Here is a 25298-nt window from a genome sequence, read left to right as displayed (position 1 = left end):
AGAATCAAGCAGCTGCATCTGGGTCTTCATCGAGAAAGACGAGAGTGTGGAGTCATGCCTCGACGTCCCTCTCGCGATCTGCTCGTCGACGTCCTGCTCGTCGGCGTGGCGGTGGTGTGGGGCGCGAGCTTCATGGCAGCCAAGAGCCTGACTCTCGAGACGGGCGTCCCCTCCGCGGTCGCACTCCGGTTCCTCGTCGCAGCAGTCGCTCTCGGTGTGATCTGCGCGGTGCGCAGAGAGCGGATGCCGCGTGGCCGCGGGCTGGCCGTCGCCGTCCTCCTCGGCTTCTCCCAAGCCGCCATCATCGGCCTCGAGACCTGGGGCGTCCATCTCACCTCGGCGACCAATGCCGGGCTGCTCATCAGCCTCGCGCTCGTGCTCACCCCCGTGCTCGAGAGCCTCGCCGCGCGGTCGTGGCTTCCGCGCTCGTACTTCGTCGCCGCCGTCGCGGCCGTGGTGGGGGTCGCCCTTCTCGTGTCGGACGGCGGACTGCGGATGCCGACCGCAGGCGACGCCCTCGTGATCGCGGCGGCGGTCGTGCGCGCGTTTCACGTGACGGCGAGCGCCAGGCTCACCCGCGACCGCGGGGACAGCACGCTCGCCGTCGTCCTGGTTCAGCTCATCGTCTGTGCAGGGACAGCATGGCTGGTCGCAGGGGCGGAGCTGCCCGCGGCCGTCGCACGGCTCGACGGATCGGGGTGGGCGAACGTCCTGTTCCTCGGGCTGATGTGCTCGGTGTTCGCGTTCGTCGTTCAGCTCTGGGCGGTGCGGCACACCTCTGCGACGCGCGCGAGCATCCTCATGGGCACAGAGCCCGTCTGGGCGCTGCTCGTCGGAGTCCTGCTCGCCGGGGAGAGCGTCGGGGCCTTCGGCCTGCTCGGCGCCGCGCTCATCGTCGCCGCTTCGTACGCAGGGCAGGCGATCGAACGCCGCCACCGGCAGCGCGCGCTCAGGCCGCCGGTCGTGGCGCTGAACAGCAGCAGCTCTCAGGCGTAGTCGCTGTCGTCCACCGGGGACGGCGCCGGCCCCAGGCTCTCGACAGCGTCCCACAGCTCCTCCGGGATCTCCGTCTGCTCCAGCTCATCGAGCTGCGCACGACGGTGCGGTGTCGACACCCCGACGACGGTGGAGTCGACCAGCGGAGACCGCAGCGAGTAGTGCAGCGCCGCGGCAGCCATCGACGTTCCCTGGTCGGCGCAGACGCGCTGCAGACGCTCGGTCCACCCCAGCAGCTCCTCGCCGGCCGGCCGATAGGCATACTGCGCACCGGAATGCGGGCCCTTGACGAGCAGTCCCGAACCGAACGGCGCGGCGTTGAACACGGCCATGCCGCGCGACTTGGCGTCGGCGAAGACAGGTTCGGCCGAGTGATCCACCAGCGTGAATCGGTTGTGGATCAGCACGGCGTCGAACACACCCGTCTCGACGTACTTCGCCATCAGCGGCACCGGAGCCGCCGCCACGCCGATGGCGTCCACCACGCCGGCGCTGCGGAGTTCGATGAGCCCCTGCACGGCACCCCCGATCGAGATCGACTCCTCGAACGACACCGAGTACGGGTCGTGCAGGTGCAGCAGAGGGAGCCGGTCGACCCCGAGCCGGGCGGTCGTCTCCTCGAACGAGCGGAGGACGCGGTCTCGGTCGAACACGCCGGTCTCGGGGTCCTGATCCACCTTCGAGATGACCCGCGAACCGTCCATCCCCAGCTCCCGCAGTGCGATCCCGAGCACAGCCTCGGAGCGACCGGCGGAGTAGTTGTTCGACGTGTCCACGAACCCGTGGCGGCTGGTGAGCAGGTCGATGGCGACCTCGACGGCGGCTCTCTCCTCGGCGGACCCCGGCTCCGAATGCCGGCCGAGGCCGGAGGTTCCGAGGGTGATGGGCGTCGGTTCGATCTTCATCCGCTGGATTCCGTTCTCGTGGGGGCCGGTCGTCGCGGTTCTGCTGCCACTGTATCGCCGGGCGATCTCACATCACTCGACGAGCAGTGCGGGCTCCTCGAGCACGGATGCCACGTCGGCGATGAAGCGGCTCATGCCGTCGCCGTCGATCACGCGGTGGTCGAACGAACCGGCGACCGTGGTGACCCAGCGGGGGCGCACCTCGCCGTCGACGACCCACGGCTTCTGGCTGATCGTGCCCATCGCCACGATGCCGGCCTCGCCGGGGTTGATGATCGGCGTTCCGGCATCCATCCCGAAGACACCGATGTTGGTGATCGTGATCGTGCCGCCCTGCTGGTCGGCGGGGCTCGTCTTGCCCTCGCGCGCCGTGAGGGTGAGCCGGTTCAGAGCGCGAGCGAGGTCCTTCATGCTGAGGTCCTGCGCGTCCTTGATGTTCGGCACGAGCAGGCCGCGGGGCGTGGCCGCCGCGATGCCGAGGTTCACGTAGTGGCGCACGGCGATCTCGGCGCCGCCGTCGGTCTCGATCCAGGCCGCATTGACCATCGGGGTGCGTCGGGCGGCCCAGATGACGGCGCGGGCCATGATCAGCAGCGGGGAGACGCGGATGTCTGCGTAGTCGGGCGATGCCTTCAGCCTCTTGACGAGCTCCATAGTGCGGCTCGCATCGATCTCCTTCCACACGGTGACGTGCGGGGCGGAGTACGCGCTCTGCACCATCGCCGACGACGTGGCCTTGCGCACGCCCTTGACCGGGATCGACTCGGTGCGATCGTCGCTCTGTCCGGACGCGGATGCCGGGGCCGGCGACAGCCCGCGAGCGAGGCCCGCGGGAGCATTCTGCGGCGCAGGCACAGTCTCTTCCCGCACGGTGCCCCACTCGGGGGTCTCGATGTTGCGGAAGACGCTCGCCTGCGAGGCGTGGGTCATCACGTCGTCGCGCGTGACCTCCCCGTCGGAGCCGGTGGGCGTGACCGTCGTGAGGTCGACCCCCAGGTCGCGGGCGAGCTTGCGGATCGGCGGCTTCGCGATCACGCCGACCGACGAGCGAACGGGGCGCTCGGCCGGACGCTTGCGCCGCGAGGTGGCGCCGCCGCCGGTGCCGTACCCGACGAGCACCGATCCACCGCCCTCCTCGGGCGCGGGCGCTTCGGCGGTCGCGATCTTGCCGGGCCCGGCATCGTCACGAGCATCCGTCACGAAGGTGATGATCGGCGAACCGACCTCGACCGTCGCGCCCTCGGCGGCGAGCAGCTCGCCGACGACCCCCGCGTGCGGTGACGGCAGTTCGACGAGCGACTTGGCGGTCTCGATCTCGCAGATCACGTCGTTGATGGCGACGGTGTCACCGGGCGCGACCTTCCACGCCACGATCTCGGCCTCGGTCAGGCCCTCGCCCACATCGGGGAGGTTGAAGTTCTGCGTGCTCATGTGCGGTCCTTTCGGAACGGCGAGATCGGGGTGAGATCAGTAGGCGAGGGAGCGATCGACGGCCTCGAGGATGCGGTCGGCATCCGGCAGGTAGGTGCCTTCGAGCTTCGCGGGCGGGAACGGGGTGTCGTACCCCGAGACCCGCAGCACCGGGGCCTCGAGTGCATAGAAGGCGCGCTCCATGACGGTCGCCGCGATCTCGCTGCCGACGCTGACGAAGCCCTGCGCCTCCTGCGCGTAGACCATGCGTCCGGTCTTGCGCACCGAGCTCAGGATCGGCTCGTAGTCGACCGGCGACAGCGAACGCACGTCGACGACCTCGCAGCTGGTGCCCTCGGCCTCGGCGAGCGCCGCCGCCTGGAGCAGCGTCGTGACCATGGCGCCGTGACCGACGAGCGTCACGTCGGAGCCGGTGCGCACGACGCGCGACGAGTGCAGCGGAGCGGCCGACGCGTCGAGCTCGACCTCGCCCTTCTGCCAGTAGCGGCTCTTGGGCTCCATGAAGATCACCGGGTCGTTCGACGCGATCGCCTCCTGGATCATCCAGTACGCGTCGTTCGGCGTCGAGGGCGAGACCACCCGCAGCCCCGGCGTGTGCGCGAAGTACGCCTCGGGGCTCTCCTGGTGGTGCTCGACGGCGCCGATGTGGCCTCCGTACGGGATGCGGATCACGATCGGCAGGCTCAGCTTGCCCTCGTGCCGATTCGTGAGCTTGGCGAGCTGCGTCGTGATCTGGTCGAACGCGGGGAACACGAATCCGTCGAACTGGATCTCGATCACGGGGCGGAACCCGGTCATCGCGAGCCCGATCGCCGTGCCGACGATCCCCGACTCGGCGAGCGGTGTGTCGAGCACGCGCTTGTCGCCGAAGTCGCGCTGCAGGTGCTCGGTGACGCGGAAGACGCCGCCGAGCTTGCCGATGTCCTCGCCCATGAGCAGGACCTTGGAGTCATCCTCCATCGCCCGACGCAGGCCCGAGTTGAGCGCCTTGCTGAGGGGCATCGTCTCCAGGGTCACTTGCTGTCTCCTTCGAAAGATGCCTCGTACCGTGCGTGCCAGGCCTTCTGCTCCGCGATGAGCGGATGCGGCTCGCTGTACACGTGGTCGAAGATCTTGTCAGCGGTGGGTGATCCGAGTTCGACGCTGCGCGAACGCAGGTCCTCGGCCGCATCCGCGGCCTCGGCATCCGCATCGATGAAGAACTGCCCCGCCGCTCCCCTGTTCTCGAGGAACGCGCGCATGCGGTCGATCGGGTCACGCTGCGCCCACGACTGCTCCTCGTCGGAGCCGCGGTACTTCGTGGGGTCGTCACTGGTGGTGTGCGCGCCGAGACGGTAGGTGACCGCTTCGATCGCACGGGGGCCCTGACCGCTGCGGGCCTCGTCGAGCGTGACCCGTGAGACGGCATAGCTGGCGAGCACGTCGTTGCCGTCGACGCGCACGCTGGGGATGCCGTAGCCGGCGCTGCGCTCGACGAGCGGCACCCGCGACTGCGTCGCGACCGGCACGGAGATCGCCCAGTGGTTGTTCTGCAGGAAGAACACGGTGGGCGCTTGATAGCTCGCGGCGAAGACCATCGCCTCATGCACGTCGCCCTGGCTCGATGCCCCGTCACCGTAATAGACGATGACGGCTTCGTCGCGCTCGAGGTCGCCGGTGCCGGATCGGCCGTCGAAGTTCAGCCCCATGGCGTATCCGGCCGCGTGCAGGACCTGCGAGCCGAGCACGAGGGTGTAGAGACGGGTGTTGCCGTTCTTCGGGTCGGTCGGGTCCCAGCCGCCGTGCGAGACGCCGCGCATGAGCTTGATGATGTCGACGGGGTCGACGCCGCGGATGCGCGTCACTGCGTGCTCGCGATACGACGGGAAGATCGTGTCCTGCGCGCGTGCGGCGCGGGCGGATCCGACCTGGGCGGCCTCCTGTCCGCGGCTCGGCGGCCACAGCGCGAGCTGCCCCTGACGCTGCAGATTGGTCGCCTGGGTGTCGATCGCGCGGATGACCACCATGTCGCGGTAGAACTGCTCGAGCTCGGCGTCGCTGATCCCCTCGATCAACGACAGATAATGCTCAGCAGCCGGACTCGGCGTGAAGCGGCCATCCTGATCCAGGACGCGGACGAGTTCAGTCTCTGACGAGGTCACGATGCCACGCTACCGCCGCGCGCATGCTCGGGCACGCATACCTAGGACGTCCTCGGAACTGCCGGGAAACCGGAGAACAGGGCGCCTCGCGCCCGTCAGAGCTGGGTCGCGGCGACGTCGAGAACGCGATCGACGGATGCTTCCTCGCCGACCGAGATGCGGATGCCGTCCCCCGGGAAAGGACGCACGATGAGGTCGGCCGACGCGAAGGCCGCCGCGACCTCGACCGTGCGCTCGCCCGCGGGCAGCCAGACGAAGTTGGCCTGACTGTCCGGCACGTCCCATCCCTGCCTGCGCAGACCCTCGACCAGGCGCGTACGGCGTTCGACGATCACGGCGACGCGCTCGAGCAGCTCGGACTCGGCGTCGAGGCTGGCGATGGCGGCGTTCTCGGCCGCCGATGTCACGGAGAGCGGAATGCCGGTGGTGCGCGCGGCATCGAGGACCTTCTCGTTGCCGATCGCGTACCCGATGCGCAGGCCCGCGAGCCCGTAGGCCTTCGAGAACGTGCGCAGAACCACGACGTTCGGATGCCGTTCGAACACGCGCTCCGCGAGGCCGTCGACTGCGCCGGGTGCGGTGACGAACTCGGCGTAGGCCTCATCGAGGATGATCAGCACGTCGGCGGGGACCCGCTCGACGAACGTCGCGAAGTCGTCGCTCGTGATGATCGGCCCGGTCGGGTTGTTGGGGGTGCAGAGGATGACCGCGCGAGTGCGCTCGGTGACGGCATCGGCCATCGCGTCGAGGTCGTGGCGGGAGTCGGCCGTGAGAGGCACCTGCACTCCGGTCGCACCGGCGACGAGCGGCAGGCTCGGATAGGCCTCGAACGACCGCCACGCGTAGATCACCTCGTCGCCGACCGAAGCGGTGGCGAGGATCAGCTGGTGGAGGATCGAGACGCTGCCCGCGGCGACGTGCACCTGCTCGGGAGCGACGGCGTAGCGGACGCCCAGCCGCTCGCGCAGTCGGCCCGCGGAGGCATCCGGGTAGCGGTTGATCGGCGTCGTGTGCTGCAACGCCGCCGCGACGGAGGGAAGCGGCTCGAACGGGTTCTCGTTGCTCGAGAGCTTGAAGGCGTCGGGGCCCGCCTGCTTGCCCTGTCGGTACGGCGCCAGGGCGGCGATGGCTGGGCGGATGCGCGGCAGGATCGGGTCGGTCACAAGGATGAGTCTAGATTCCACCGCCCTCCGGCGGAGTGCATGGAAGACTGAGAGGACTATGCGCTTCATCATCCGAGTCGTCGTCAACGCGTTCGCCCTGTGGGTCGTGACGCTGATCCCCGCCCTGCAGGTGCAGATCACGGCGTTCGCGCCGGGTGAGACCCTGCAGCTCGTGCTGACCCTCCTCGCGGTCGCCGCGATCTTCGCACTCGTGAACACCTTCATCGGCACGGTGGTGAAGATCGTCGCGTTCCCGCTGTACATCCTCACCCTCGGCCTGATCGGGTTCGTGATCAACGGGTTCCTGCTGTGGCTCACGGCCTGGATCACGAGCGGGTTCGACTGGGGCCTCACGGTCGGCAGCTTCTGGTGGGGTGTGCTCGCGGCGCTCATCATCTCGCTGATCAACGGCGTCTTCGGCTTCATCCTGCGCCCGCAGAGCAAGAAGCAGCGCCGCGACTGACGCGCAGGGCGTGCGCATCCCGCGCATCGGTCAGTCGACGCGCTCGGCGTGATATTCGGTGCGCTCGATCACCTCGGCTGTGTCGAGTTCTCTCCAGAACTCGTCCACCGCGTCCATCCGAGGATCACCCAGGTCATCGGCGATCCGGGCGGTCTCCCTGTAGGTCTCCAGATGGTGCGCGTCGACCACAAGGTCCTCGATCGTGTCGCCCGGATCGCCCTGGGTCGAGATGGTGACGCTGTCGGCTGATCCGGTGCCTTCGGGAGAACCGCCTCCCGCCAATGCCGGGACGGGATCGTCGGTATGCCGGAACTGGATGATGGTCTGATCGTCGTCGAGCGTCGGCTCGACCGGACTCCCCGCCGTGATCTGCATCTGCACATCGAACTCGCTCTCCATCGCGAGGTGCGCGGCGATCATCCCCGACTGCGAGTGCGCGACGACATCGACCTCGTCCCCGGGCCCGGCGCCCGCAGCCCTGAGAGCATCGAGAGTCGCCTGGTATGACGCTGACGCCTTCCCGGAGTACAGCTCGAGATTCGACTTCGAGTCCCATGGCTGCTTTCCTCCCCAGCCGACGCTCTGCGTTCCCTCGAGATACGCGACGAACTTCGTGGTGCCGTCGGCGAACGAGTACTTCTCGACGGCGACCTGCGCCCCCGCGGTGGTCGCCATGCGCCCGAAGGCACCGGCGATGCTCGACGGCGCAGCGGCCGGGGACGACGTCTTCACCGGCGAGACCGAGACGGGATCGCTCTTTCCCCTCAGCGTCTGGCCGGGGAGCACCTTGCCGAGCCCAGAGGCCACTCCCACCAGCGCCGCGGTCCCGAAGACCTGGTCGTACAGCCCTGGCGTCACGACGTTGCCCGTGAGTCCTTCGAAGCGCTCGGCGCGCCACCGGGCGACGAGCTCGTCTGCCATCCCATGGATGCGGTCGTCCGATGCAGCGAGCCGATCGGCCTGGCGCGACAGCCGCTGCGCGGTGCTCGGATCCGAATGCTCGAGCATCGCGGCCTCGGCACGCAGCTCGACGTACTCGTACGCATCGGCCATGAGCAGGGTCGAGCGTGCGGTCTCCTGGCACTCGGAGTGCAGGCGGGCCACGCGCTGCCCCGACGACCACAGCCCGACGGTGTCGACGTGCGCGCTGAAGCCCGGAGTGTCGACGATGATCTGATGCGCCCGCGTGATCGCCGAGCACGCATCGTCGTAGCGGGAAGCGACGGCATCCAGCCGTCGAGCGACATCTCGCAGGGCGTCAGGGTCGACGGAGATCGCTCCGCCGTGGTCGATCGTCAGCCCGGTCACAGGACGTCGATCCGTTCGGTCTCGGATTCGCGGCCGCGCATCTCGGAGGCCTCGAGGCGCGCCCCCAGTCGGAGATCCTCGAGCGCGCTCTGCATCGCGCGCACCCCGTCGGAGTGCCAGTCGGTGTCGGAAGTCAGGACGGCGAGCGACGAGCGAACGTCGTCGAGCGCCTCGACGGCGGTGCGGAGCGCTGCCAGGGCCTGCGCTCTCGCCCAGGCGGTCTCGGCCGCGCCGGGCTGCGCGAGTGCGATGGAATACATGCGCCCAGCATCCGCGATCAGCCACCGAGGCCGAGGCGCAGGACGCCGGGATCGACGGGGACCGTGAGGGGATCGCTCGCCCCCTGCGGCCGTGCAGAACGGGTGCACCATGCCCTGCCGGAGACGACCGGCATCGCGCGATCGGCCTCCGACCGGCAGAATAGGACGGTGACATCCCCGGATCCCTTCCGCGTGATCTTCGTGTGCACGGGGAACATCTGCCGCTCTCCGATGGCAGAAGTGGTGTTCAGCGATCTCGCGGAACGACAGGGCCTCGGCTCGCGGATCGTCTCGCGCAGCGCCGGCACGGGCGACTGGCACCTCGGCGAACGGGCCGACCACCGCACGATCGAGTCGCTCACCCGCCGCGGCTACGACGGCTCGCAGCATCGCGCGAAGCAGTTCACCTTCGCCTCCTTCTCGGAGAACGATCTGGTCGTCGCTCTCGACCGCACCCACGAGCGCATCCTGCGCGAGTGGGCGCACGATGAAGACGAAGAGGGCAAGGTCACCCTGCTGCTCGCCTTCGATCCCGATGCCCAGAGCCAGGACGTGCCCGACCCCTACTACGCCGGCGCCGAGATGTTCGATTCGGTGCTCGGTATGATTGAGACCGCGACTCGCGGGCTGTTCCGCCAGCTCGAGCCGGCTCTTCGCCAGCCCCGCACGCCCCGCACTCCCGGGGCCCGATCAGGAGGACTCCCCTGACTTTCCAGCCTTCGCTCCCGCCCCAGCCCCTGAGCCCCCTCGACGGTCGCTACCGCGGCGCCGTCACCGGCCTCGCCGACTTCCTCTCGGAGGCGGGTCTGAACCGCGCCAGGGTCGAGGTCGAGGTGGAGTGGCTGATCGCCCTCACCGACCGCTCGCTCTTCGAGACGAGCCCGCTGTCGGATGCCGACAAGGAGCGCCTGCGCGCCCTGTACCGCGACTTCGGACAGGCCGAGATCGACTGGCTCGCCGAGAAGGAAGCCGTCACCCAGCACGACGTCAAGGCCATCGAGTACCTGGTGCGCGACCGCCTGTCGACGCTCGGCCTCGACAGCATCGCCGAGCTCACGCACTTCGCCTGCACGAGCGAGGACATCAACTCGGCCTCCTACGCGCTCACCGTGAAGCGCGCGGTCGAAGAGGTCTGGCTCCCTGCGCTCGACGTCGTGATCGCCAAGCTCCGCGAGCTGTCCGCCGAGCACGCGGACGCCGCGATGCTCTCTCGCACCCACGGTCAGCCGGCCACCCCGTCGACCATGGGCAAGGAGCTCGCCGTCTTCGCGTGGCGTCTCGAGCGCGTGCGCGCCCAGATCGCGGCATCCGACTACCTCGCCAAGTTCTCGGGCGCGACGGGCACCTGGTCTGCGCACATCGCGGCCGACCCCGACGCCGACTGGCCCACCATCTCGCGTGAGTACATCGAAGGCCTGGGCCTCGGCTTCAACCTGCTCACCACGCAGATCGAATCGCACGACTGGCAGGTCGAGCTGTACGACCGGGTGCGTCACGCCGGCGGCATCCTGCACAACCTCGCGACAGACATCTGGACCTACATCTCGCTCGGCTACTTCGCGCAGATCCCCGTCGCCGGCGCGACCGGGTCGTCGACCATGCCGCACAAGATCAACCCGATCCGGTTCGAGAACGCCGAAGCGAACCTCGAGATCTCGGGTGCCCTCCTGGCATCCCTCGGCCAGACACTCGTCACGAGCCGCCTGCAGCGCGACCTCACCGACTCGACCACGCAGCGCAACATCGGCGTCGCATTCGGGCACTCGCTGCTCGCGATCGACAACCTGCGCCGCGGCCTCAACGCCATCTCGCTGTCGCGCGACGTGCTGCTCGCCGACCTCGACGTGAACTGGGAGGTCCTCGCGGAGGCCATCCAGACCGTCATCCGCGCCGAGGTCGTCGCCGGTCGCTCGTCGATCACCGACCCCTACGCGCTGCTGAAGGAGCTGACCCGCGGACACCGCGTGGGGGCTACGGATCTGGCCGAGTTCGTCCAGGGGCTCGAGATCGGGGATGCCGCCAAGCAGCGTCTGCTCGCGCTGACCCCCGCGTCCTACACCGGCATCGCCGAGCAGCTCGCGAAGTAGCAGTCGCGCACGCTCCGTGCGTGGCCACTATCGCACCGCACGCGCGATGCGTGGTCAAAAACGCACCGCAATCGGGCCAATCGGATGCGAAATCGACCCCGCACCGCACCGCACCGCACCGCACCGACCACGCACGGAAGCAGACCGACACCGCTACGGGCGCGGCTCTCCGGAGTGCGCGCCTGCGGGGTCGCGCGGCATGAACGCCGCGGCGATCAGGGTCAGCACGGCCACCACGGCCGCGGCGATGAACACCCAGACGGATGCCGAGATGATGGTCGCCGGATCGTCCGGCCCCCCGCCCTGCGCGATCACCGAGTTCGAGATCGCGCCGAACACGGCGACTCCGAGCGCGCTGCCCGCCGACCGGGCGAAGGCGTTCATCCCGGTGACGGCACCGCGCTCCCCCCACCCGACGGAGGCCTGAGCCGCGATCAGCGTGGGAGCGGCGCTCCACCCCAGGCCGAATCCGAGGACGAATGCGACGGCCGCGATCGAGAACGGGTGCGGCCACGGCGAGACCAGCGCGAGGGCGACGGCAGCGACAGCCGTGATCGACATGCCCGTGAGAGCGGTGCGCCGGAACCCGATCCGCATATACAGGCGACCCGCGTTCGCGGCGGCGAGCGGCCAGCCCAGAGTGAGCGCCGCGACCGCCAACCCCGACAGCAGCGGTGCGATGCCGATGGATCCCTCGAGATAGGCGGGCGCGAAGCTCGTGACTCCGGTCATCAGAGCGCCGATGCCCAGCGAGACGATCGTCGTCGTGAGGATCAGCGGTCTCGCGGCCAGGCGCAGATCGACGATCGGCTCGGCGGCTCGACGCTCGACGAGTCCGAAAGCCACGAGCGCAGCCGCACCCAGACCGAAGCAGATGGCGCTGGGGGCCGAGAGCCAGGCCCAGGCGTTGCCGCCCTCGAGCATGCCCAGGATCAGTCCGGTGAGTCCGACGGTCAGGAGCACGGCCCCTGCGTAGTCGATGCGATGCTGTTGGGTCTGCTTCTCTTCGTGGTATTTGCGCAGCAGCATCCACCCCGCGATCAGACACAGCGGGATGTTGACCCAGAAGATCCACCGCCACGCGTCGAGCTGGGCGAAGATGCCGCCGAGTGCAGGTCCGACGACCGACGAGATCGCCCAGACGGATGCGATGTATCCCTGCACCTTGGCACGCTCGGCGACCGTGTAGATGTCGCCCACGATCGTCATCGACATGGGTGCGACGGCACCCGCGCCGAGACCCTGGATGATGCGGAAGACGATCAGTGCCGTCATGCTCCAGGCGAACCCCGAGAGCACCGAGCCGAGCAGGAACAGCGCGATTCCGAGCAGGATGATCGGCTTGCGACCGACGGTGTCGGCGAAGCGCGAGTAGATCGGCACGCTGACCGCCTGTGCGAGCAGGTAGACCGAGAAGAGCCAGGGGAACTGCTGATAGCTGCCCAGGTCGCGCACGATGCTGGGCACCGCGGTCGCGAGGATCGTCGCGTCGATCGCGATCAGGCCGGTGGCGAGCATGAGCGCCCCGAGCACGGGGCCTCGTTCCGACCTGAGTCCGATGGAGGCGCGGTCGATCGAGGCAGTCACTACAGGGACAAGCCGTCGATGCCCCGGGCTATTCCGGTCGGATCGCAGAATCCCACGATCATGTCAGGAGGAGGGCGTGCGACCCGGCTTGTCGGAATCGGGCTCGTCCGACGTCTCGGGGTCGAAGAGCACAGGTCGGTCGACCGTCTTGGTGACGTCGGCGGGGTCGACCACGAGAATCAGCATCGCGAGGAACAGCAGCGTGACGATGAACGCGCCGCCGCCCACCACGAGTCCGAGCGCGATCGGGGTGAGACCGTCGTAGGTGCCGCTGGCGATCGCGTTGTTGACGCGGGCGGTGAACGCCCCTGTCGATACGAGCGTCACCACGGCGGCGAAGATGCCGCAGCCGAGGGCGATACCCAGCAGGTGCAGAGGGCGCAGGATGTCACGCCGGGTGGGCTTGTCGTCGCTCATCGCTCTCCTCCGTGCCCGGCAGGGGCGGGGTCGTTCTCGTCGACGCGACCCTCGGCGACGGCATCCGCTCGCTTCGGAGTGAGACCGGCGATGCCGAGGAAGACGGCGACGATCGCCGCGTATCCGCCGAACATGCCGACACCGAGGATGATGCCGGTGAGTTCGAACGCGCCTGCTCCCTCGATCGCGTAGGGCTGCACGAATCCGGCCGGGATCGCGATCAGCAGCACGGCGAGCAGCAGCCCGAACGCGCCGAGGGTGATCGAGTCGCGTGCGTTCGCCTCGCCGGCTCGGCGCGCGCGCAGGCCGACGACGAGCTCGAGGATGCCGGTCGTCACCGACCAGGCGATCACGACGACGAAGAAGAGGTCTTCGGTGCGCCAGGCGGGCACGCCGGAGGTCATGCCCGCGACGAAGCTCAGCAGGGCGAAGACGACGGAGGGCCACCGCTGGCCGGCCGGATGGACGAGCCAGGCGGAGACGATCATCACGAGGCCGGTCGTGAGCACGAAGCCGCTGAAGACGGAGAGACCGACGGCCGCCGAGTGATCGGGCGAGAAGGTGATCATCGCCGCTGCGGCGGCGGCGAAGAGCGCGCGCAGCAGCTGAACGTGACGCACGGTGAACGCGCGGGCAGGGGCAGACATGAAGATCGAGAGTCCTCCGGGGGTGTTCCCCCCAGTCTACGCGGGGGCACTGAGTGGGCGCCGACACCGGAGAGGTGTTCGCGGGGCCCGATGGATCTCCCCAGATCGATCATCAAGCCCCGCGACAGAACGCGGCGACGGGGGCGACACCGCGTTATGGACCGAGACGTCGTGAGGTCGGGCACCCTGCCCACGATTGCTCAGCCCAGCAGACCCCAGAAATAGCACCTCGTCCCCTACGCGATGCTGGTGTGGTCGTAAGCTCACTCTAGAACGGGATTCTTCACATACCGGAGGGGGTGCTGTGATGAGCATGGAAAGTGGCATTCGCCGATATGCCGATGTATTTGCGGCGTCCTTCCGAGACGCGATCAATGCGCGTGGATTGACTCTCGCCCGATTGCACGAGCAGCTGCGCGCTCGCGGCAACAGTGTGTCGATGGCGACGCTCAGCTACTGGCGCTCCGGAGCACGCCGCCCCGAAGGCGCGCAATCGATGGCCGCCCTCAGTGACATCGAGCAGTTGCTGCACCTCGAGCCCGGCTCGCTCACCGCTCTGCTCGGCACGACGAACCGCACCGGACCCCTCGGTCCCAACCTGTTCCCCCTCGACGAGCAGGAACTCGAGGAGGCCGTGAAAGAGGCGTTCGCGGCACTGGGCGCCGAGTACCCCGACACCTCGCGCGAACTCACGACGCACTCCGTGACGGATGTGGATGCCGCCGGCAACGTGTCGTACTCGATCACGCGCAGCATCGTGCAGTCGACCGTCGGGACGGTCGCCTCGATCCCGTTCCTGGAGATGACGCCGGGCATCAGCACCCCCGCGCCCATCATCGAGGCGGTCTCGGGAGGCCGTGTCGCCGCCCGGTACTCGCATCCGAACGGCGAGGTGCACGGCGTGCTCTTCGAACTCGAGGTGCCACTGACCGCACCGGGCACCTCGATGGTCGAGTGGTCGGTCGCCTATCCGCCCGATTACCCGCCGCAGCGCGAGACGGGTCACGCCGTCGCCCGGCAGACGAGGGAGCTGCTGGTGTGGACCCGGTTCCACCCCGACGCGCTGCCCGATCGCATCGAAGAGCGCGTCGAGACCCCGGACGGCTCGACGCTCACCGAGCTGTCGCTCGAAGGTCGCACGTCCGTGCATCAGGTGCGACGCGCGTTCGGCCCGGGGCTGCTCGGTGTCGCCTGGAGCTACGCCGACGGACTCCCGACTCCAGGCGCGTGACCGCTCGACCCTGACCTCTCGGCCCTGACAGTTCAGCCCTGACCGCTCAGCCCGGCTGATCGCCGACGGCGACCGGGCGCCCTGGCGTGTTCGACCACTGGCTCCACGAGCCGGGGAAGACCTTCGCCTCGATGCCGATCTCGTCGAGCACCAGAGCGGTGTGCGCCGCCGTGACGCCCGAGCCGCAGTATGCCGCGACCTGCGTGCCCTCGGTCACGCCGACGGCCGCGAAGGTCGCCTGAAGGGTGTGCATGTCGAGGATCCGGCCCTCGGCATCGAGATGAGCGGCCATCGGAACGTTGAGCGCTCCGGGGATGTGCCCGGCGACAGGGTCGAGAGGCTCGTGCTCTCCGCGGTAGCGGTCGGGCGTGCGCACGTCGAGCAGCACACCCGTGTCGGCGAACGAGGCGGCCTCGTCGATCGAGATGGCGTCGCCGCCGATCTCGTCGAGGACGACATCGCCCGGTTCCGCCTGCACGTCGTCGTCTGCGACCGGGAGGGCCGCGTCCGTCCAGGCGCGGATGCCGCCGTCGAGCACGCGCACATCGACTCCGCCCTGACGCAGCAGCCACCAGGCTCGTGACGCGCTTACCCCCTTCGCGTCGTCGTAGGCGACGACGACGTCGCCCTGATTGACGCCCCATCGGCGCGCGGCATCCTGCAGCGTCCGGGTGGAGGGCAGCGGATGACGCCCCTCGGACGGCTCGCCGTGGGTGGCGAGCTCGGTCCCGAGCGGCACGAAGACCGCCCCCGGGATGTGCGCTGAAAGATACTCGGCACGGCCGTCCGGGCGGTCCAGTCGCCACCGCACGTCGATCACGCGTACGGGCGTCTCGGACCCCAGCAGTTCGTCCAGTTCGGCGGCGCTCACGAAGTTGCTCATGAGGCGAGGCTATCGAGACGCGGTGCGACTCGCGCGCCCGAGCGCAGTCCGACGTATCGGGCTGTGGCTCGAGCGGCGGCCGTCGTCGGCGATCGGGTCAGACGGTGAGCAGCACCTTGGTGGCGCGGCGTTCGTCCATGGCGCGATACCCCTCGGCGGCGTCCTCGAGCGGAAGCGTGAGGTCGAACACCTTGCCCGGGTCGATCTTGCGGTCCCAGATGAGCTGGATCAGCTCGGGGAGGAAGCGGCGCACCGGTGCCGGACCACCGTGCAGGTGCACTCCCGAGAAGAAGAGCTCCTCTCCGGGCAGGGCGACGTCGTGCGAGACGCCGACGAAGCCGACGTGGCCTCCGGCCCGGGTCGCGCGGATCGCCTGCATCATCGACTCCTGTGTGCCGACCGCCTCGATCACCGAGTGCGCGCCGAGCCCGTTCGTGAGCTCCTTGATGCGTGCGACGCCCTCGTCTCCGCGCTCCTCGACGATGTCGGTCGCGCCGAACTCGCGGGCCAGCGCCTGACGGTCGGCGTGACGGCTCATCGCGATGATCCGCTCGGCGCCGAGTTCGCGCGCGGCGAGGATGCCGAGCAGACCCACTGCTCCGTCTCCGACGACCGCGACGGTCTTGCCGGGGCCGACCTCGGCGGCGACGGCGGCGAACCAGCCGGTGCCCAGAACGTCGGATGCCGCGAGCAGCGACGGGATCAGGTCGACGTCGGGCTGCCCCGGCGTCGCGACGAGCGTGCCGTCGGCGTGCGGGATCAGGGAGTACTCGGCCTGGGTCCCGAAGCGCCCCATCGGCACGACGTGCACGCAGCGCGACTGGTATCCGGCCCGGCAGATCTCACAGGTGTTGTCAGACGCCATGAACGAGCCGACGACGAAGTCGCCGACCTTCACGGTCTTCACCTCGGCGCCGATCTCCTCGACGACGCCGACGTATTCGTGACCCATCGGATCGTGATCGACCTCGTTCGCGCCCCGGTAGGGCCACAGGTCGGATCCGCAGATGCATGTGGCGGCTATCCGGATCACGGCATCGGTCGGGCGGGTGATGGTCGGCTTCTCGCGGTCTTCGACGCGAACGTCGCCTGGCGCGTACATGACTACTCCACGCATGAGTGGTGCTCCTTCGATCGTGTGGTTCCAGTCAACTCCCGATCTCGCGTGCTCGGGAGGTTCTGACAGAACACCCCTCACGGGAATATCGGTGACGTCGGCGTGTTGCACCCGACATGATTGAAACTTCAACCGTCGTTCCGGTCGCCTCCGAACGCACGCGGGTGCGGGTGCCGATGCGTTTCGCCGACGGGTTCGCGACCACGGCCGATGTCGTCACGTTCGACGGGCTGATCGACGGCCGTGAGCACCTGCTGCTCGGGCTCGGCGACTGGAGGGCGGCCATGGAGCGAGCGGCCGACGGCGGCGACGCACCCCTCGCGCGCCCGCACAGCGAATGCCTGACCGGTGACGTGTTCGGCTCTGAGCGCTGCGACTGCGGCCCGCAGCTGCGCGAGGCCGTCGAGCGCATCTCGGAGGAGGGCGGATTCCTACTCTACCTGCGCCAAGAGGGCCGGGGCATCGGCCTCTACGCCAAGCTCGACGCCTACGCGCTGCAGGACTCGGGGCTCGACACGTACGAGGCGAACGTGGCACTCGGTCGAGGTGAGGACGAGCGCGACTACACGATCGCCGCTCAGATGCTGCAGGCGGTCGGCGTCGACAGCATCCGCCTGCTGAGCAACAACCCCGACAAGGCGGCTCAGCTCGAAGGCCTCGGCATCCGCGTCACCGAGCAGGTGCGCACGGGCGTGCATCTCTCGGACGCCAACCACCGCTACCTCGAGGCCAAGCGCGATCACACCTCGCACACGCTCGATCTCTCCGCCGCGTGAGCGAAGCGACGGTGATGAGCGATCGGCGGCTCGACGACGACGAGATGCAGACGTGGCTGCCGACCATCCGATTCGTGCAGCTGCTGCCGCAGGTGCTCGACCGCACCTTGAAGGCCGAGACCGGACTCAAGCACTCCCACTATGCGATCCTCGTGACGCTGGCAGGTCAGGGAGACCGCGCGATCCCGATGACCGAGCTCGCCCAGATCGCCGGACTCAGCCGGTCGCGCCTCAGCCACGCGATCGACTCGCTCGAGCATCTCGGCTGGGTGACGCGCACCTCGTGCAGCACCGACAAGCGCACGCTGACCGCCACCCTGACGGACGCCGGCCGAGAACTGCTCCGTGCGGCGGCGCCCCTTCATGTGGCGCAGATCCGCGAGTTGATGCTCGATCCCCTGACCACCGACGAGCGGGAACAGCTCGGCAAGATCCTCACGAAGCTGCTTCCCGGCGTCGCCGCCGCGCTCTAGCGGCGACGGGGCGGCGTTCCCTGTACTGCCAGTACCTCCCTTCACCGGTCGAGGGGGCGTACCGTCGATGACATGGACACCCGCAGCGAGGTGCGCGAGTTCCTCTCCACGAGGCGCGCACGCATCACCCCCGATCAGACCGGCCTGCCCGCGTTCGGCGGCAACCGCCGGGTGCCGGGGCTCCGCCGCGAAGAGGTGTCGCTGCTCGCCGGCGTCAGCGTCGACTACTACACCAGACTCGAGCGCGGCGATCTGTCCGGCGTCTCCGACAGCGTGCTCGACGCACTCGCCCGCGCTCTGCAGCTCGACGAGGCCGAGACGGCGCACCTGTTCGACCTCGCGCGCGCGGCGAATGCGTCGCCGGTCGCCCGCAAGCCTCGCAAGAAGGTCGAGACGCTGCGCCCCAGCATCCTGCGTCTGCTCGATGCGATGACCGAGGCGCCGGCGATCGTGCGCAACAACTACTTCGACTACCTCGCGGGCAATGCACTGGGCCGGGCGCTCTACGCCCCGCTCTTCACGACTCCGGTGCCGAACAGCGCTCGATTCGCGTTCCTCGACCCGGCCGCCCAGTCGTTCTACCCCGAGTGGGAGCGCAACACGCAGGAGCTCGTGGCTGCGATGCGCGGCGAGGCCGGTCGCAACCCGTACGACCGCACGCTCACCGATCTCGTCGGCGAGCTCTCGACACGCAGCGAGCGCTTTCGCACCCTGTGGGCTGCGCACAACGTGCGATTCCACCGCAGCGGGGTCAAGCGCATCAATCATCCCGTCGTCGGCGAGATGGAACTGACCTACGAGGCATTCGAGCTGCCGGCGGATCCCGGCCTGCAGATGTCGACGTACACGGCAGAACCGGGAACCGCATCGGCCGACAAGCTGCGGATGCTGGCGAGCTGGGCGGCGACCGACGCTGCAGACGTGACCGTCGAGGCGCCTTCGGAGCGCACCGAGGCCTGATTTCTGCTCTGAGCAGAACTGCTCGAATCGTGCGCTGACGGCGGTTTATCGTGGGGCATGGCCGACCTCGTCCCGTTCCCCCGCGCACCTCGCCCCGATCGACCGGCTCGCCCCCGCCCGATTGACCCGGAGCCCCTGTGGCGCCAGATGGTCGGCGATCAGCTGCGTCGCCGACGGCACGACCGCGACGAGACGCTGACCGAGACGGCCGGGAACGCCGGGGTCTCGCCCCAGTACCTCTCGGAAGTCGAACGAGGTCTCAAAGAACCGTCGAGCGAGATGATCGCCGCCATCGCAGGAGCCCTCGACACCTCGCTGATCGAGTTGACGAGCGCCGTGGCCGACGAACTGCGTCAGGTGACGGCGGCTCCGGCATCCGCTGCGGTGTCTGTCACCCGCGGGGCCTTCGCCCTCGCCGCCTGAGCGTCAGTCGCCTCCGCCGCTCGCCCCCCGCCGGGCGGTGCGGGGTCAATAGTGCACCGGATCTGGCCGTGTGGGATGCGTTTTTGACCACCCACCGCGGGCGGGATGCGTTTTTGACCACCCACCGCCCGTCAGACCGCCCGTCAGACCGCCCGCTCGCCCAGGACGGTGTCGATCAGCCCGTACTCGAGCGCGGCGGATGCCGTGAAGACGCGGTCCCGGTCGGTGTCGACCCGCAGCTCGGTCAGTGAGCGTGCGCTGTGCCTGGCGAGAATCGCCTCCATGTCTGCCCGCACGCGCACGACCTCGTCTGCCGCGAGGATGAGGTCGGGGATCGCCCCTCGTGACTGCCCGGCGGGCTGATGCAGCACGATGCGGGCGTGAGCCAGCGCCGCCCGCCGACCCTGCGCCCCCGCCGCGACGAGCAGCGCAGCCGGTCCGATCGCCTGCCCGACACACGTCGTCGCGACCGTGGGGCGGATGTGCTGCATCGTGTCATAGATCGCCAGCGCGGCCCCGGGGTCGCCGCCTTCGCTGTTGATGTAGAACTGCACGCCGGCATCCTGACTCTCGGCGTCGAGGTGCAGCAGCTGCGCGATGAGCGCGTTGGCCACCCCGGCATCGATGCCGGTGCCCAGATAGACGACCCGTTCGGCGAGCAGGTGCGAGTAGACGTCCATCACGCGCTCGCCCCGCGGATGCTGCGCGATGACGTTCGGGATCGTGTAGCCGCTCATGCGCTCGCCCCCAGTCCGACTCGGACCCGTCGACGTGGCATGAGATCCGCGAGCGAACCGACGATCTCATCGATGAAGCCGTAGTCCTTCGCCTGTCCCGCGGTGTACCAGCGGTCGTGCAGCGAGTCCTCGAAGATGCGCTCCACGGGCTGCCCGGTGTCGGCGGCGATCAGCCCGAGCACCGTGTCGCGCATGTGCCTCAGGTCGTCTGCCTGCGTCTCGATCTCGCCGGCCGAGCCGCCGATGCCCGCCGACCCCTGGTGCATGAGGATGCGCGCGTGCGGCAGCGCCCTGCGCTTGCCCTCCATCCCTGCCGAGAGCAGGAACTGCCCGGCACTGCAGGCGAGGCCCAGCGCGAGGGTCGAGACGTCGTTCGGCACCATCTTCATGAGGTCGCGGATCGCGAGCATCGACGGCACCGAGCCGCCGGGCGAATGGATCCACAGAGCGATGTCGGTCGTCGGATCCTCGGCCGAGAGAGTGAGCAGCTGCGTCATGAGCAGCGTGCCGTTGTCGTCGTCGAGGGCGCCGTCGAGCACGAGCACGCGCTCATGGAACAGGGCTCGTCGGGCCTCGGGTCCGAACTGCGGGATGGGGTTGTCTTCGCTCATGGCCCCAGCATCCGTCGTCGAGAACGTGTGCGGGGCGGTATCCGCTCGAGGCAGATCCGCCTGAGGCAGATCGCGCGTCGACCTGCACGGATGTGCACGCGTAACACCCCCGACTCACGACGCTCCTACCCTCGAAGCATGGCTCAGCAGAAGACACCCGAGTGGCAGTGGTCCGAAGACGGCATCAACTTCCGCACCCGCAAGTGGGTGAAGCCGGAAGACCTCAACGCGAACGGGTCGCTGTTCGGCGGCAGCCTGCTCAAGTGGATCGACGAGGAGGCCGCGATCTACGCGATCGTGCAGCTGGGCAACTACCGCGCAGTGACCAAGCACATCTCGGAGATCAACTTCGAGGCCTCGGCCGTGCAGGGCGACCTGATCGAGATCGGCCTGCAGGCGACCCACTTCGGCACCACGTCTCTGACCATGCGCGCGGTCGCCCGCAACATGATCACCCGCAAGCGCATCCTCACGATCGAGAAGATCGTGTTCGTGAGCCTCGACGAAGACGGCTCACCCACTCCGCACGGATACAAGGAGATCACCTACAACCGTGATCGGATGCCGACGGAGCGCATCGCCACCGGCACGATCCGTCTGCCCTAGGAGCTGGCCAGCCGCTCCGCAGGCGTCGAGGCACCGAACGTCCCCGCCCGCGACAGAGCGGCGAATGCCTGGGCGAGGTCGGCGATCAGGTCGTCGACGTTCTCGAGACCGATCGAGAGTCGCAGCACGTCCGCGTCGGGGCGCGCCTCTGCGGGCACGGGCCGGTGGGTCAGCGCGGCCGGATGCTGGATCAGCGAATCGACACCGCCCAGCGACACGGCATGCGTGAACAGCGACGTCGACGAGGTGACGGCGGATGCCGCGGCATACCCGTCGTGCATCCGCATCGCGATCACGGCTCCGGTGCCGCGCATCTGACGCGCGAGGATGCCGTCGGGATCATCGTCGAGCCCCGGGTAGAAGACCTCGGCGATCTCCGGCCGGTCGATCAGCCACTGCACGATGCGGCGAGCGCTCTCCTGCTGCGCCCGCATGCGCACCGGAAGGGTCGTGAGCCCGCGGTGCAGCAGGTAGGCGCCGAGCGGGTGCAGCAGCCCGCCGGTCACTGCGCGCACCCGGCGCAGCGCCTCTGCGGTCTGCTCGCTGCAGGCCACCACACCGGCGATCACGTCGCCGTGCCCGCCGAGGTACTTGGTGGCGCTGTGCAGCGACATGGCTGCACCGTGGTCGAGGGGGTTCTGCAGCACGGGCGTCGCGAAGGTGTTGTCGACGACGACCGGCACGCCTCCGGCCTGCGCCACCACCGCGGCGATGTCGGCGATCTCGAGGGTCGGGTTGGCGGGGGTCTCGACCACCACGAGTCCCGTGTCCGGGCGGATCGACGCGGCGACCTCGGAGGGGTGGCAGTACGTGGTCTGCACACCCAGCAGGCCCAAGCCGAGCAGGTGATCGGTGCCGCCGTAGAGAGGGCGCACCGCCACCACGTGGTTCTTCCCCACCGCGGGGCCGTGCGCGAGGATCACCGCGGTCATCGCCGCCATGCCCGATGCGAAGGCGACCGATGCCTCGGCGTGCTCGAGCTCGGCGAGGGCGTCTTCGAACCGCGCCACTGTCGGGTTCCAGAGCCGCGCGTAGACCATGCTGCCGTCGGCGGGCGGCCGCCCACCCGTCGCCATCGCCTCGTACGAGTCGCCTCCGCGCTCGATGTCGGGCAGCGGGTTGGTCGTCGACAGGTCGATCGGCAGCGCGTGGACGCCGAGTCCTTCGAGGTCTGAGCGGCCGCTGTGCACGGCGACGGTGTCTGGATGCAACGGTGCAGTCATGCCTGCCACGTTGCCTGAATCACGGTGGATGCGCAGAAATTCGACAGCATCCGTCGCATTCTGAGTGGTTCCCGATATTCTGAGCGAACATGCGACCACAGGGAGGTGCGGGCGTTGGCGAAAGCACAACTCGACGAGGTCGATCTCGAGATCCTCGCCGTACTCACCCGCGATGCCGAGGTGACGAACAAGGCTCTCGCGCATGGGCTGGGGCTGGCGGAGTCCACGTGCGCCCATCGCGTGCGCGCACTGCGTGAGCGCGGGATCATCCGCGACACCCGCATCCGGGTCGACGGCGCGGCTCTCGGCCTGCCCCTGCAGGCGATCATCAAAGTGCGCCTCGCGAACCACACGGGCCCCAAGGTCACGGCGCTCTTCGATGCACTCGCGAGCATCCCCCGGGTGCTGCAGGTGTTCCACGTCGCGGGCGTCGACGACTTCCTCGTGCACGTCGCGGTGCAGGATGCCACGGCTCTGCGCGACATCGTGCTCGAGCACATCACGATCCACCCCGTGGTCCGCGGCACCGAGACGCAGCTGGTGTTCGAACTCCGCGACGGCGCCGGTCTGCTCGCGCGCTGAGCGGATCGTGGGCGAGGATGGACTGGTCCGTCGAGCAAGGGAGCCCCGAATGAGCCGCAGCGCCACCGCAGCCACGACCGCGATCAGAGAGATGCGCGACTTCCTCTTCGCGAACGCGACGGACTACGAGGCGGCGCGCGACGGGTTCGTCTGGCCGTCGCCCACCGAGTTCAACTTCGCGCTCGAGTGGTTCGACGCGATCGCGAGCGAGACGCCCGACCGCCCTGCCGTGCAGATCGTGTCGGCCGATCTCAGCCTCGAATCATGGAGCTACGGAGAGCTGTCGGCCCGCTCGGACCAGGTCGCGGCCTGGCTGACCGGCCTCGGCATCCGACGAGGCGACCACGTCATCGTGATGCTCGGCAACACCATCGAGCTGTGGGAGGTGATGCTCGCCATCACCAAGATCGGCGCGGTGTCGATCCCGACGTCGACCCTGCTCTCGGCATCCGACCTGGCCTACCGCGTCGAGCACGGCCGGGCTCGCGCGATCGTCACGCTCGGCAGCCTCGCCGAGCGCATCGCCGACATCGACGCCGACGTGCGGCGCATCGGAGTGGGCGAGGGCATCCCGCCCGAGTGGACGCGCTTCGACGACTCGTCCAGCGCGCCGACGACCTTCGAACCGGACGCCGCGACGCCAGCCGACGACACGGCCCTGCTCTACTTCACGAGCGGCACGACCAACCGCCCGAAGCTCGTGCAGCACACGCACGTCTCCTATCCCATCGGACACCTGTCGACCATGTGGTGGCTGGGCGTGCGGCCCGATGACGTGCATCTCAACATCTCGTCACCCGGGTGGGCGAAGCATGCGTGGTCGAGCTTCTACTCGCCGTTCCTCGCCGAGGCGACGGTGTTCGTCTACAACTACGACCGGTTCGACGCGAACACCCTGATGCAGGTCATGGACACCCACCATGTCTCGACGTTCTGCGCGCCGCCGACCGTGTGGCGGATGCTGATCCAGGCCGACCTCGCGCGGCTGACCCATCCGCCGCGAGAGCTCGTGGGGGCCGGGGAGCCGCTGAACCCCGAGGTCATCGACCGGGTGCGCGAGGCGTGGGGCGGCACGATCCGCGACGGCTTCGGACAGACCGAGATGACGGCCTGCGTGGGCAACTCCCCCGGTCAAATCGTGAAGGTCGGATCCATGGGGCGCCCGCTGCCCGGGTATCCCGTCGTGCTGCTCGACCCCGCCACCGGTGAGATCGCCGAGCACGAGGGCGAGATCGCACTCGATCTGGCCGACCCGCCGGTCGGGCTCATGGCCGGGTATTACGACGACCCCGAGAAGACGGCCGAGTCCCGCATCGGCGGCTACCACCACACCGGTGACATCGCTCAGCGGGATGCCGACGGCTATCTGACCTACATCGGCCGGGCAGACGATGTGTTCAAGGCCTCCGACTACAAGATCTCACCGTTCGAGCTCGAGTCGGTGCTGCTGGAGCACGACCTCGTGATCGAGGCGGCAGTGATCCCGAGCCCCGACCCGACGCGACTCGCGGTTCCGAAGGCCTACGTGTGTCTGCGCCCCGACGCGGTCGGCGCTGAATCCGACGCCGCTCGTTCGATCTTCGCCTACGCGCACGACCGACTGTCGTCGCATCTGTGGGTGCGGATCATCGAGTTCGTTCCCGAGCTGCCCAAGACGATCTCGGGCAAGATCCGCCGCGTCGAGCTGCGCGCCAGAGAGGCTGAGCGTGCGACTTCGGGCGACGAGGTCGCACAGCACCGCGACCGCGACTACCGCTGACGAGCTCTCAACCCGCCAGCGCGGGCTGGCTGCCGGTGCTCGGCGTCACCGTCGTGGCGCGCGGCACGGCAACCGGACCCGGCGCATCGACGAGCGCCTGGACGCGCGCTGCGCGGGCGGCTTCGCGTGCCGGCTCACCGGCGCTCACGATGCCGCGACCCACAGTTCCGATCACCAGCATCGCGAGGAGAGCCGCGCCTGAGATCAGCAGCGGCGTCCACTGGTTCGCGAACGATGCCGTGGAGCTGAGCATCGCGCTCGGAATCCACAGACCGACCGCTCCGCCGGCGAGACCCGCCGCTCCGCGCATGATCGCGACACCTGCGACGAGCGCACACAGCGCTGCGAGCACAGCTCCCACTACTCCGATCGGCACCAGAATCGATGCCAGTTCGCTTGCCACCCTTGACGATGTCATCACGACCCCCCGGTCTGCGGAATCTCCGCATCACCAACACTACGAAGTGTCGGCATCCTGGGCATCCATCTCAAGGATGATGTTCTGCAACCGT

28 protein-coding genes are annotated in these 25298 nt (G+C 68.9%); 12 read left to right on the top strand and 16 right to left on the bottom strand.

The features are described from left to right. The first annotated feature begins 54 nt into the window (after positions 1 to 54). Positions 55 to 996, top strand: coding sequence for a DMT family transporter (locus tag QMA07_RS14865; RefSeq protein WP_290163189.1), 942 nt, complete (start codon positions 55 to 57; stop codon positions 994 to 996). Here the strand turns inward: QMA07_RS14865 and QMA07_RS14860 are convergent. From QMA07_RS14860 to QMA07_RS14840, 5 genes are all read right to left on the bottom strand, one after another. Then, positions 987 to 1901, bottom strand: coding sequence for an aldo/keto reductase (locus tag QMA07_RS14860; RefSeq protein ID WP_290163187.1), 915 nt, complete (start codon positions 1899 to 1901; stop codon positions 987 to 989). The genes QMA07_RS14865 and QMA07_RS14860 overlap by 10 nt on opposite strands. A gap of 72 nt (positions 1902 to 1973) precedes the next feature. Beyond that, positions 1974 to 3332 carry a dihydrolipoamide acetyltransferase family protein gene (locus tag QMA07_RS14855; RefSeq protein ID WP_290163185.1) on the bottom strand — a complete coding sequence of 453 codons (1359 nt, stop codon included), beginning with the start codon at positions 3330 to 3332 and terminating at the stop codon, positions 1974 to 1976. A 36-nt stretch (positions 3333 to 3368) separates the two neighbouring features. Beyond that, positions 3369 to 4334, bottom strand: coding sequence for an alpha-ketoacid dehydrogenase subunit beta (locus QMA07_RS14850; protein ID WP_290163238.1), 966 nt, complete (start codon positions 4332 to 4334; stop codon positions 3369 to 3371). A gap of 11 nt (positions 4335 to 4345) precedes the next feature. Next, positions 4346 to 5473 carry a thiamine pyrophosphate-dependent dehydrogenase E1 component subunit alpha gene (locus QMA07_RS14845; protein ID WP_290163183.1) on the bottom strand — a complete coding sequence of 376 codons (1128 nt, stop codon included), beginning with the start codon at positions 5471 to 5473 and terminating at the stop codon, positions 4346 to 4348. 95 nt (positions 5474 to 5568) lie between these two features. Beyond that, the gene (locus tag QMA07_RS14840; RefSeq protein ID WP_290163181.1) at positions 5569 to 6636 is read right to left on the bottom strand and encodes a histidinol-phosphate transaminase; all 1068 of its coding nucleotides are present in this window, start codon (positions 6634 to 6636) and stop codon (positions 5569 to 5571) included. A 58-nt stretch (positions 6637 to 6694) separates the two neighbouring features. Here QMA07_RS14840 and QMA07_RS14835 point away from each other — a divergent pair, with 58 nt between their 5' ends. Further along, complete coding sequence (locus QMA07_RS14835; protein WP_140038847.1) at positions 6695 to 7099, top strand: phage holin family protein; 405 nt, start codon at positions 6695 to 6697, stop codon at positions 7097 to 7099. A 30-nt stretch (positions 7100 to 7129) separates the two neighbouring features. Here QMA07_RS14835 and QMA07_RS14830 read toward each other — a convergent pair whose 3' ends face one another. Both QMA07_RS14830 and QMA07_RS14825 read right to left on the bottom strand, forming a co-directional pair. Continuing rightward, complete coding sequence (locus tag QMA07_RS14830; RefSeq protein ID WP_290163179.1) at positions 7130 to 8407, bottom strand: hypothetical protein; 1278 nt, start codon at positions 8405 to 8407, stop codon at positions 7130 to 7132. After that, the gene (locus QMA07_RS14825) at positions 8404 to 8667 is read right to left on the bottom strand and encodes a hypothetical protein (protein WP_290163177.1); all 264 of its coding nucleotides are present in this window, start codon (positions 8665 to 8667) and stop codon (positions 8404 to 8406) included. The genes QMA07_RS14830 and QMA07_RS14825 overlap by 4 nt, the downstream gene beginning before the upstream one ends. 168 nt (positions 8668 to 8835) lie before the next feature. On the opposite strand from QMA07_RS14825, the gene QMA07_RS14820 reads away from it, so the two are divergent. Together QMA07_RS14820 and purB are read left to right on the top strand one after the other, a co-directional pair. After that, entirely contained in the window at positions 8836 to 9375 is a 540-nt protein-coding gene (locus QMA07_RS14820) for a low molecular weight protein-tyrosine-phosphatase (protein ID WP_290163175.1), read from the top strand. Next, on the top strand, positions 9372 to 10754 hold the full coding sequence (gene purB, locus QMA07_RS14815) for an adenylosuccinate lyase (protein WP_290163237.1): 1383 nt from the start codon (positions 9372 to 9374) through the stop codon (positions 10752 to 10754). Before QMA07_RS14820 ends, purB begins: the two co-directional genes overlap by 4 nt. A gap of 153 nt (positions 10755 to 10907) precedes the next feature. Here purB and QMA07_RS14810 read toward each other — a convergent pair whose 3' ends face one another. From QMA07_RS14810 to QMA07_RS14800, 3 genes are all read right to left on the bottom strand, one after another. Further along, the gene (locus QMA07_RS14810) at positions 10908 to 12341 is read right to left on the bottom strand and encodes an MFS transporter (protein WP_290163173.1); all 1434 of its coding nucleotides are present in this window, start codon (positions 12339 to 12341) and stop codon (positions 10908 to 10910) included. 63 nt (positions 12342 to 12404) lie between these two features. Beyond that, the gene (locus QMA07_RS14805; protein ID WP_290163171.1) at positions 12405 to 12758 is read right to left on the bottom strand and encodes a hypothetical protein; all 354 of its coding nucleotides are present in this window, start codon (positions 12756 to 12758) and stop codon (positions 12405 to 12407) included. Continuing rightward, positions 12755 to 13405, bottom strand: coding sequence for an acyl-CoA synthetase (locus QMA07_RS14800; RefSeq protein WP_290163169.1), 651 nt, complete (start codon positions 13403 to 13405; stop codon positions 12755 to 12757). Before QMA07_RS14800 ends, QMA07_RS14805 begins: the two co-directional genes overlap by 4 nt. 307 nt (positions 13406 to 13712) lie before the next feature. On the opposite strand from QMA07_RS14800, the gene QMA07_RS14795 reads away from it, so the two are divergent. After that, complete coding sequence (locus tag QMA07_RS14795) at positions 13713 to 14636, top strand: hypothetical protein (RefSeq protein ID WP_290163167.1); 924 nt, start codon at positions 13713 to 13715, stop codon at positions 14634 to 14636. 46 nt (positions 14637 to 14682) lie between these two features. On the opposite strand, the gene QMA07_RS14790 is transcribed toward QMA07_RS14795, so the two are convergent. Then, a complete protein-coding gene (locus QMA07_RS14790) occupies positions 14683 to 15519 on the bottom strand; it encodes a sulfurtransferase (protein ID WP_290163165.1) in 837 nt (278 codons plus the stop codon). A 97-nt stretch (positions 15520 to 15616) separates the two neighbouring features. Beyond that, complete coding sequence (locus QMA07_RS14785) at positions 15617 to 16636, bottom strand: zinc-dependent alcohol dehydrogenase family protein (RefSeq protein ID WP_290163163.1); 1020 nt, start codon at positions 16634 to 16636, stop codon at positions 15617 to 15619. A gap of 116 nt (positions 16637 to 16752) precedes the next feature. Here QMA07_RS14785 and ribA point away from each other — a divergent pair, with 116 nt between their 5' ends. From ribA to QMA07_RS14765, 4 genes are all read left to right on the top strand, one after another. Beyond that, positions 16753 to 17412, top strand: a complete 660-nt coding sequence (gene ribA / locus QMA07_RS14780) for a GTP cyclohydrolase II (RefSeq protein ID WP_290163161.1) — start codon at positions 16753 to 16755, stop codon at positions 17410 to 17412. Beyond that, positions 17409 to 17885: a MarR family transcriptional regulator gene (locus tag QMA07_RS14775; RefSeq protein WP_290163159.1), complete on the top strand. Its 477-nt coding sequence runs from the start codon at positions 17409 to 17411 to the stop codon at positions 17883 to 17885. Before ribA ends, QMA07_RS14775 begins: the two co-directional genes overlap by 4 nt. A gap of 72 nt (positions 17886 to 17957) precedes the next feature. Beyond that, a complete protein-coding gene (locus tag QMA07_RS14770; protein WP_290163157.1) occupies positions 17958 to 18845 on the top strand; it encodes a helix-turn-helix transcriptional regulator in 888 nt (295 codons plus the stop codon). A gap of 57 nt (positions 18846 to 18902) precedes the next feature. Then, a complete protein-coding gene (locus QMA07_RS14765) occupies positions 18903 to 19268 on the top strand; it encodes a helix-turn-helix transcriptional regulator (RefSeq protein WP_290163155.1) in 366 nt (121 codons plus the stop codon). A gap of 143 nt (positions 19269 to 19411) precedes the next feature. On the opposite strand, the gene QMA07_RS14760 is transcribed toward QMA07_RS14765, so the two are convergent. After that, on the bottom strand, positions 19412 to 20005 hold the full coding sequence (locus QMA07_RS14760) for an ATP-dependent Clp protease proteolytic subunit (RefSeq protein ID WP_290163153.1): 594 nt from the start codon (positions 20003 to 20005) through the stop codon (positions 19412 to 19414). Next, positions 20002 to 20616, bottom strand: coding sequence for an ATP-dependent Clp protease proteolytic subunit (locus QMA07_RS14755; protein ID WP_290163151.1), 615 nt, complete (start codon positions 20614 to 20616; stop codon positions 20002 to 20004). The genes QMA07_RS14760 and QMA07_RS14755 overlap by 4 nt, the downstream gene beginning before the upstream one ends. Positions 20617 to 20754: 138 nt before the next feature. Here QMA07_RS14755 and QMA07_RS14750 point away from each other — a divergent pair, with 138 nt between their 5' ends. After that, positions 20755 to 21222: a hotdog domain-containing protein gene (locus tag QMA07_RS14750; protein WP_290163149.1), complete on the top strand. Its 468-nt coding sequence runs from the start codon at positions 20755 to 20757 to the stop codon at positions 21220 to 21222. On the opposite strand, the gene QMA07_RS14745 is transcribed toward QMA07_RS14750, so the two are convergent. Next, positions 21219 to 22445, bottom strand: coding sequence for a PLP-dependent aspartate aminotransferase family protein (locus QMA07_RS14745; RefSeq protein WP_290163147.1), 1227 nt, complete (start codon positions 22443 to 22445; stop codon positions 21219 to 21221). The two genes, QMA07_RS14750 and QMA07_RS14745, sit on opposite strands and share 4 nt — an antisense overlap. Before the next feature lie 105 nt (positions 22446 to 22550). On the opposite strand from QMA07_RS14745, the gene QMA07_RS14740 reads away from it, so the two are divergent. Next, a complete protein-coding gene (locus tag QMA07_RS14740) occupies positions 22551 to 23027 on the top strand; it encodes an Lrp/AsnC family transcriptional regulator (protein WP_290163146.1) in 477 nt (158 codons plus the stop codon). A 49-nt stretch (positions 23028 to 23076) separates the two neighbouring features. After that, positions 23077 to 24786: an AMP-binding protein gene (locus QMA07_RS14735; RefSeq protein ID WP_290163145.1), complete on the top strand. Its 1710-nt coding sequence runs from the start codon at positions 23077 to 23079 to the stop codon at positions 24784 to 24786. Between the two features lie 7 nt (positions 24787 to 24793). On the opposite strand, the gene QMA07_RS14730 is transcribed toward QMA07_RS14735, so the two are convergent. Continuing rightward, positions 24794 to 25204 carry a hypothetical protein gene (locus QMA07_RS14730; RefSeq protein WP_290163143.1) on the bottom strand — a complete coding sequence of 137 codons (411 nt, stop codon included), beginning with the start codon at positions 25202 to 25204 and terminating at the stop codon, positions 24794 to 24796. Positions 25205 to 25298: the final 94 nt, after the last annotated feature.

The organism is Microbacterium sp. APC 3901, assembly GCF_030407765.1.
In the GTDB taxonomy this organism is placed as follows: domain Bacteria; phylum Actinomycetota; class Actinomycetes; order Actinomycetales; family Microbacteriaceae; genus Microbacterium.
Note: the sequence above shows the minus strand (reverse complement) of the source record. Positions and strands in the feature narration are given on the sequence as shown.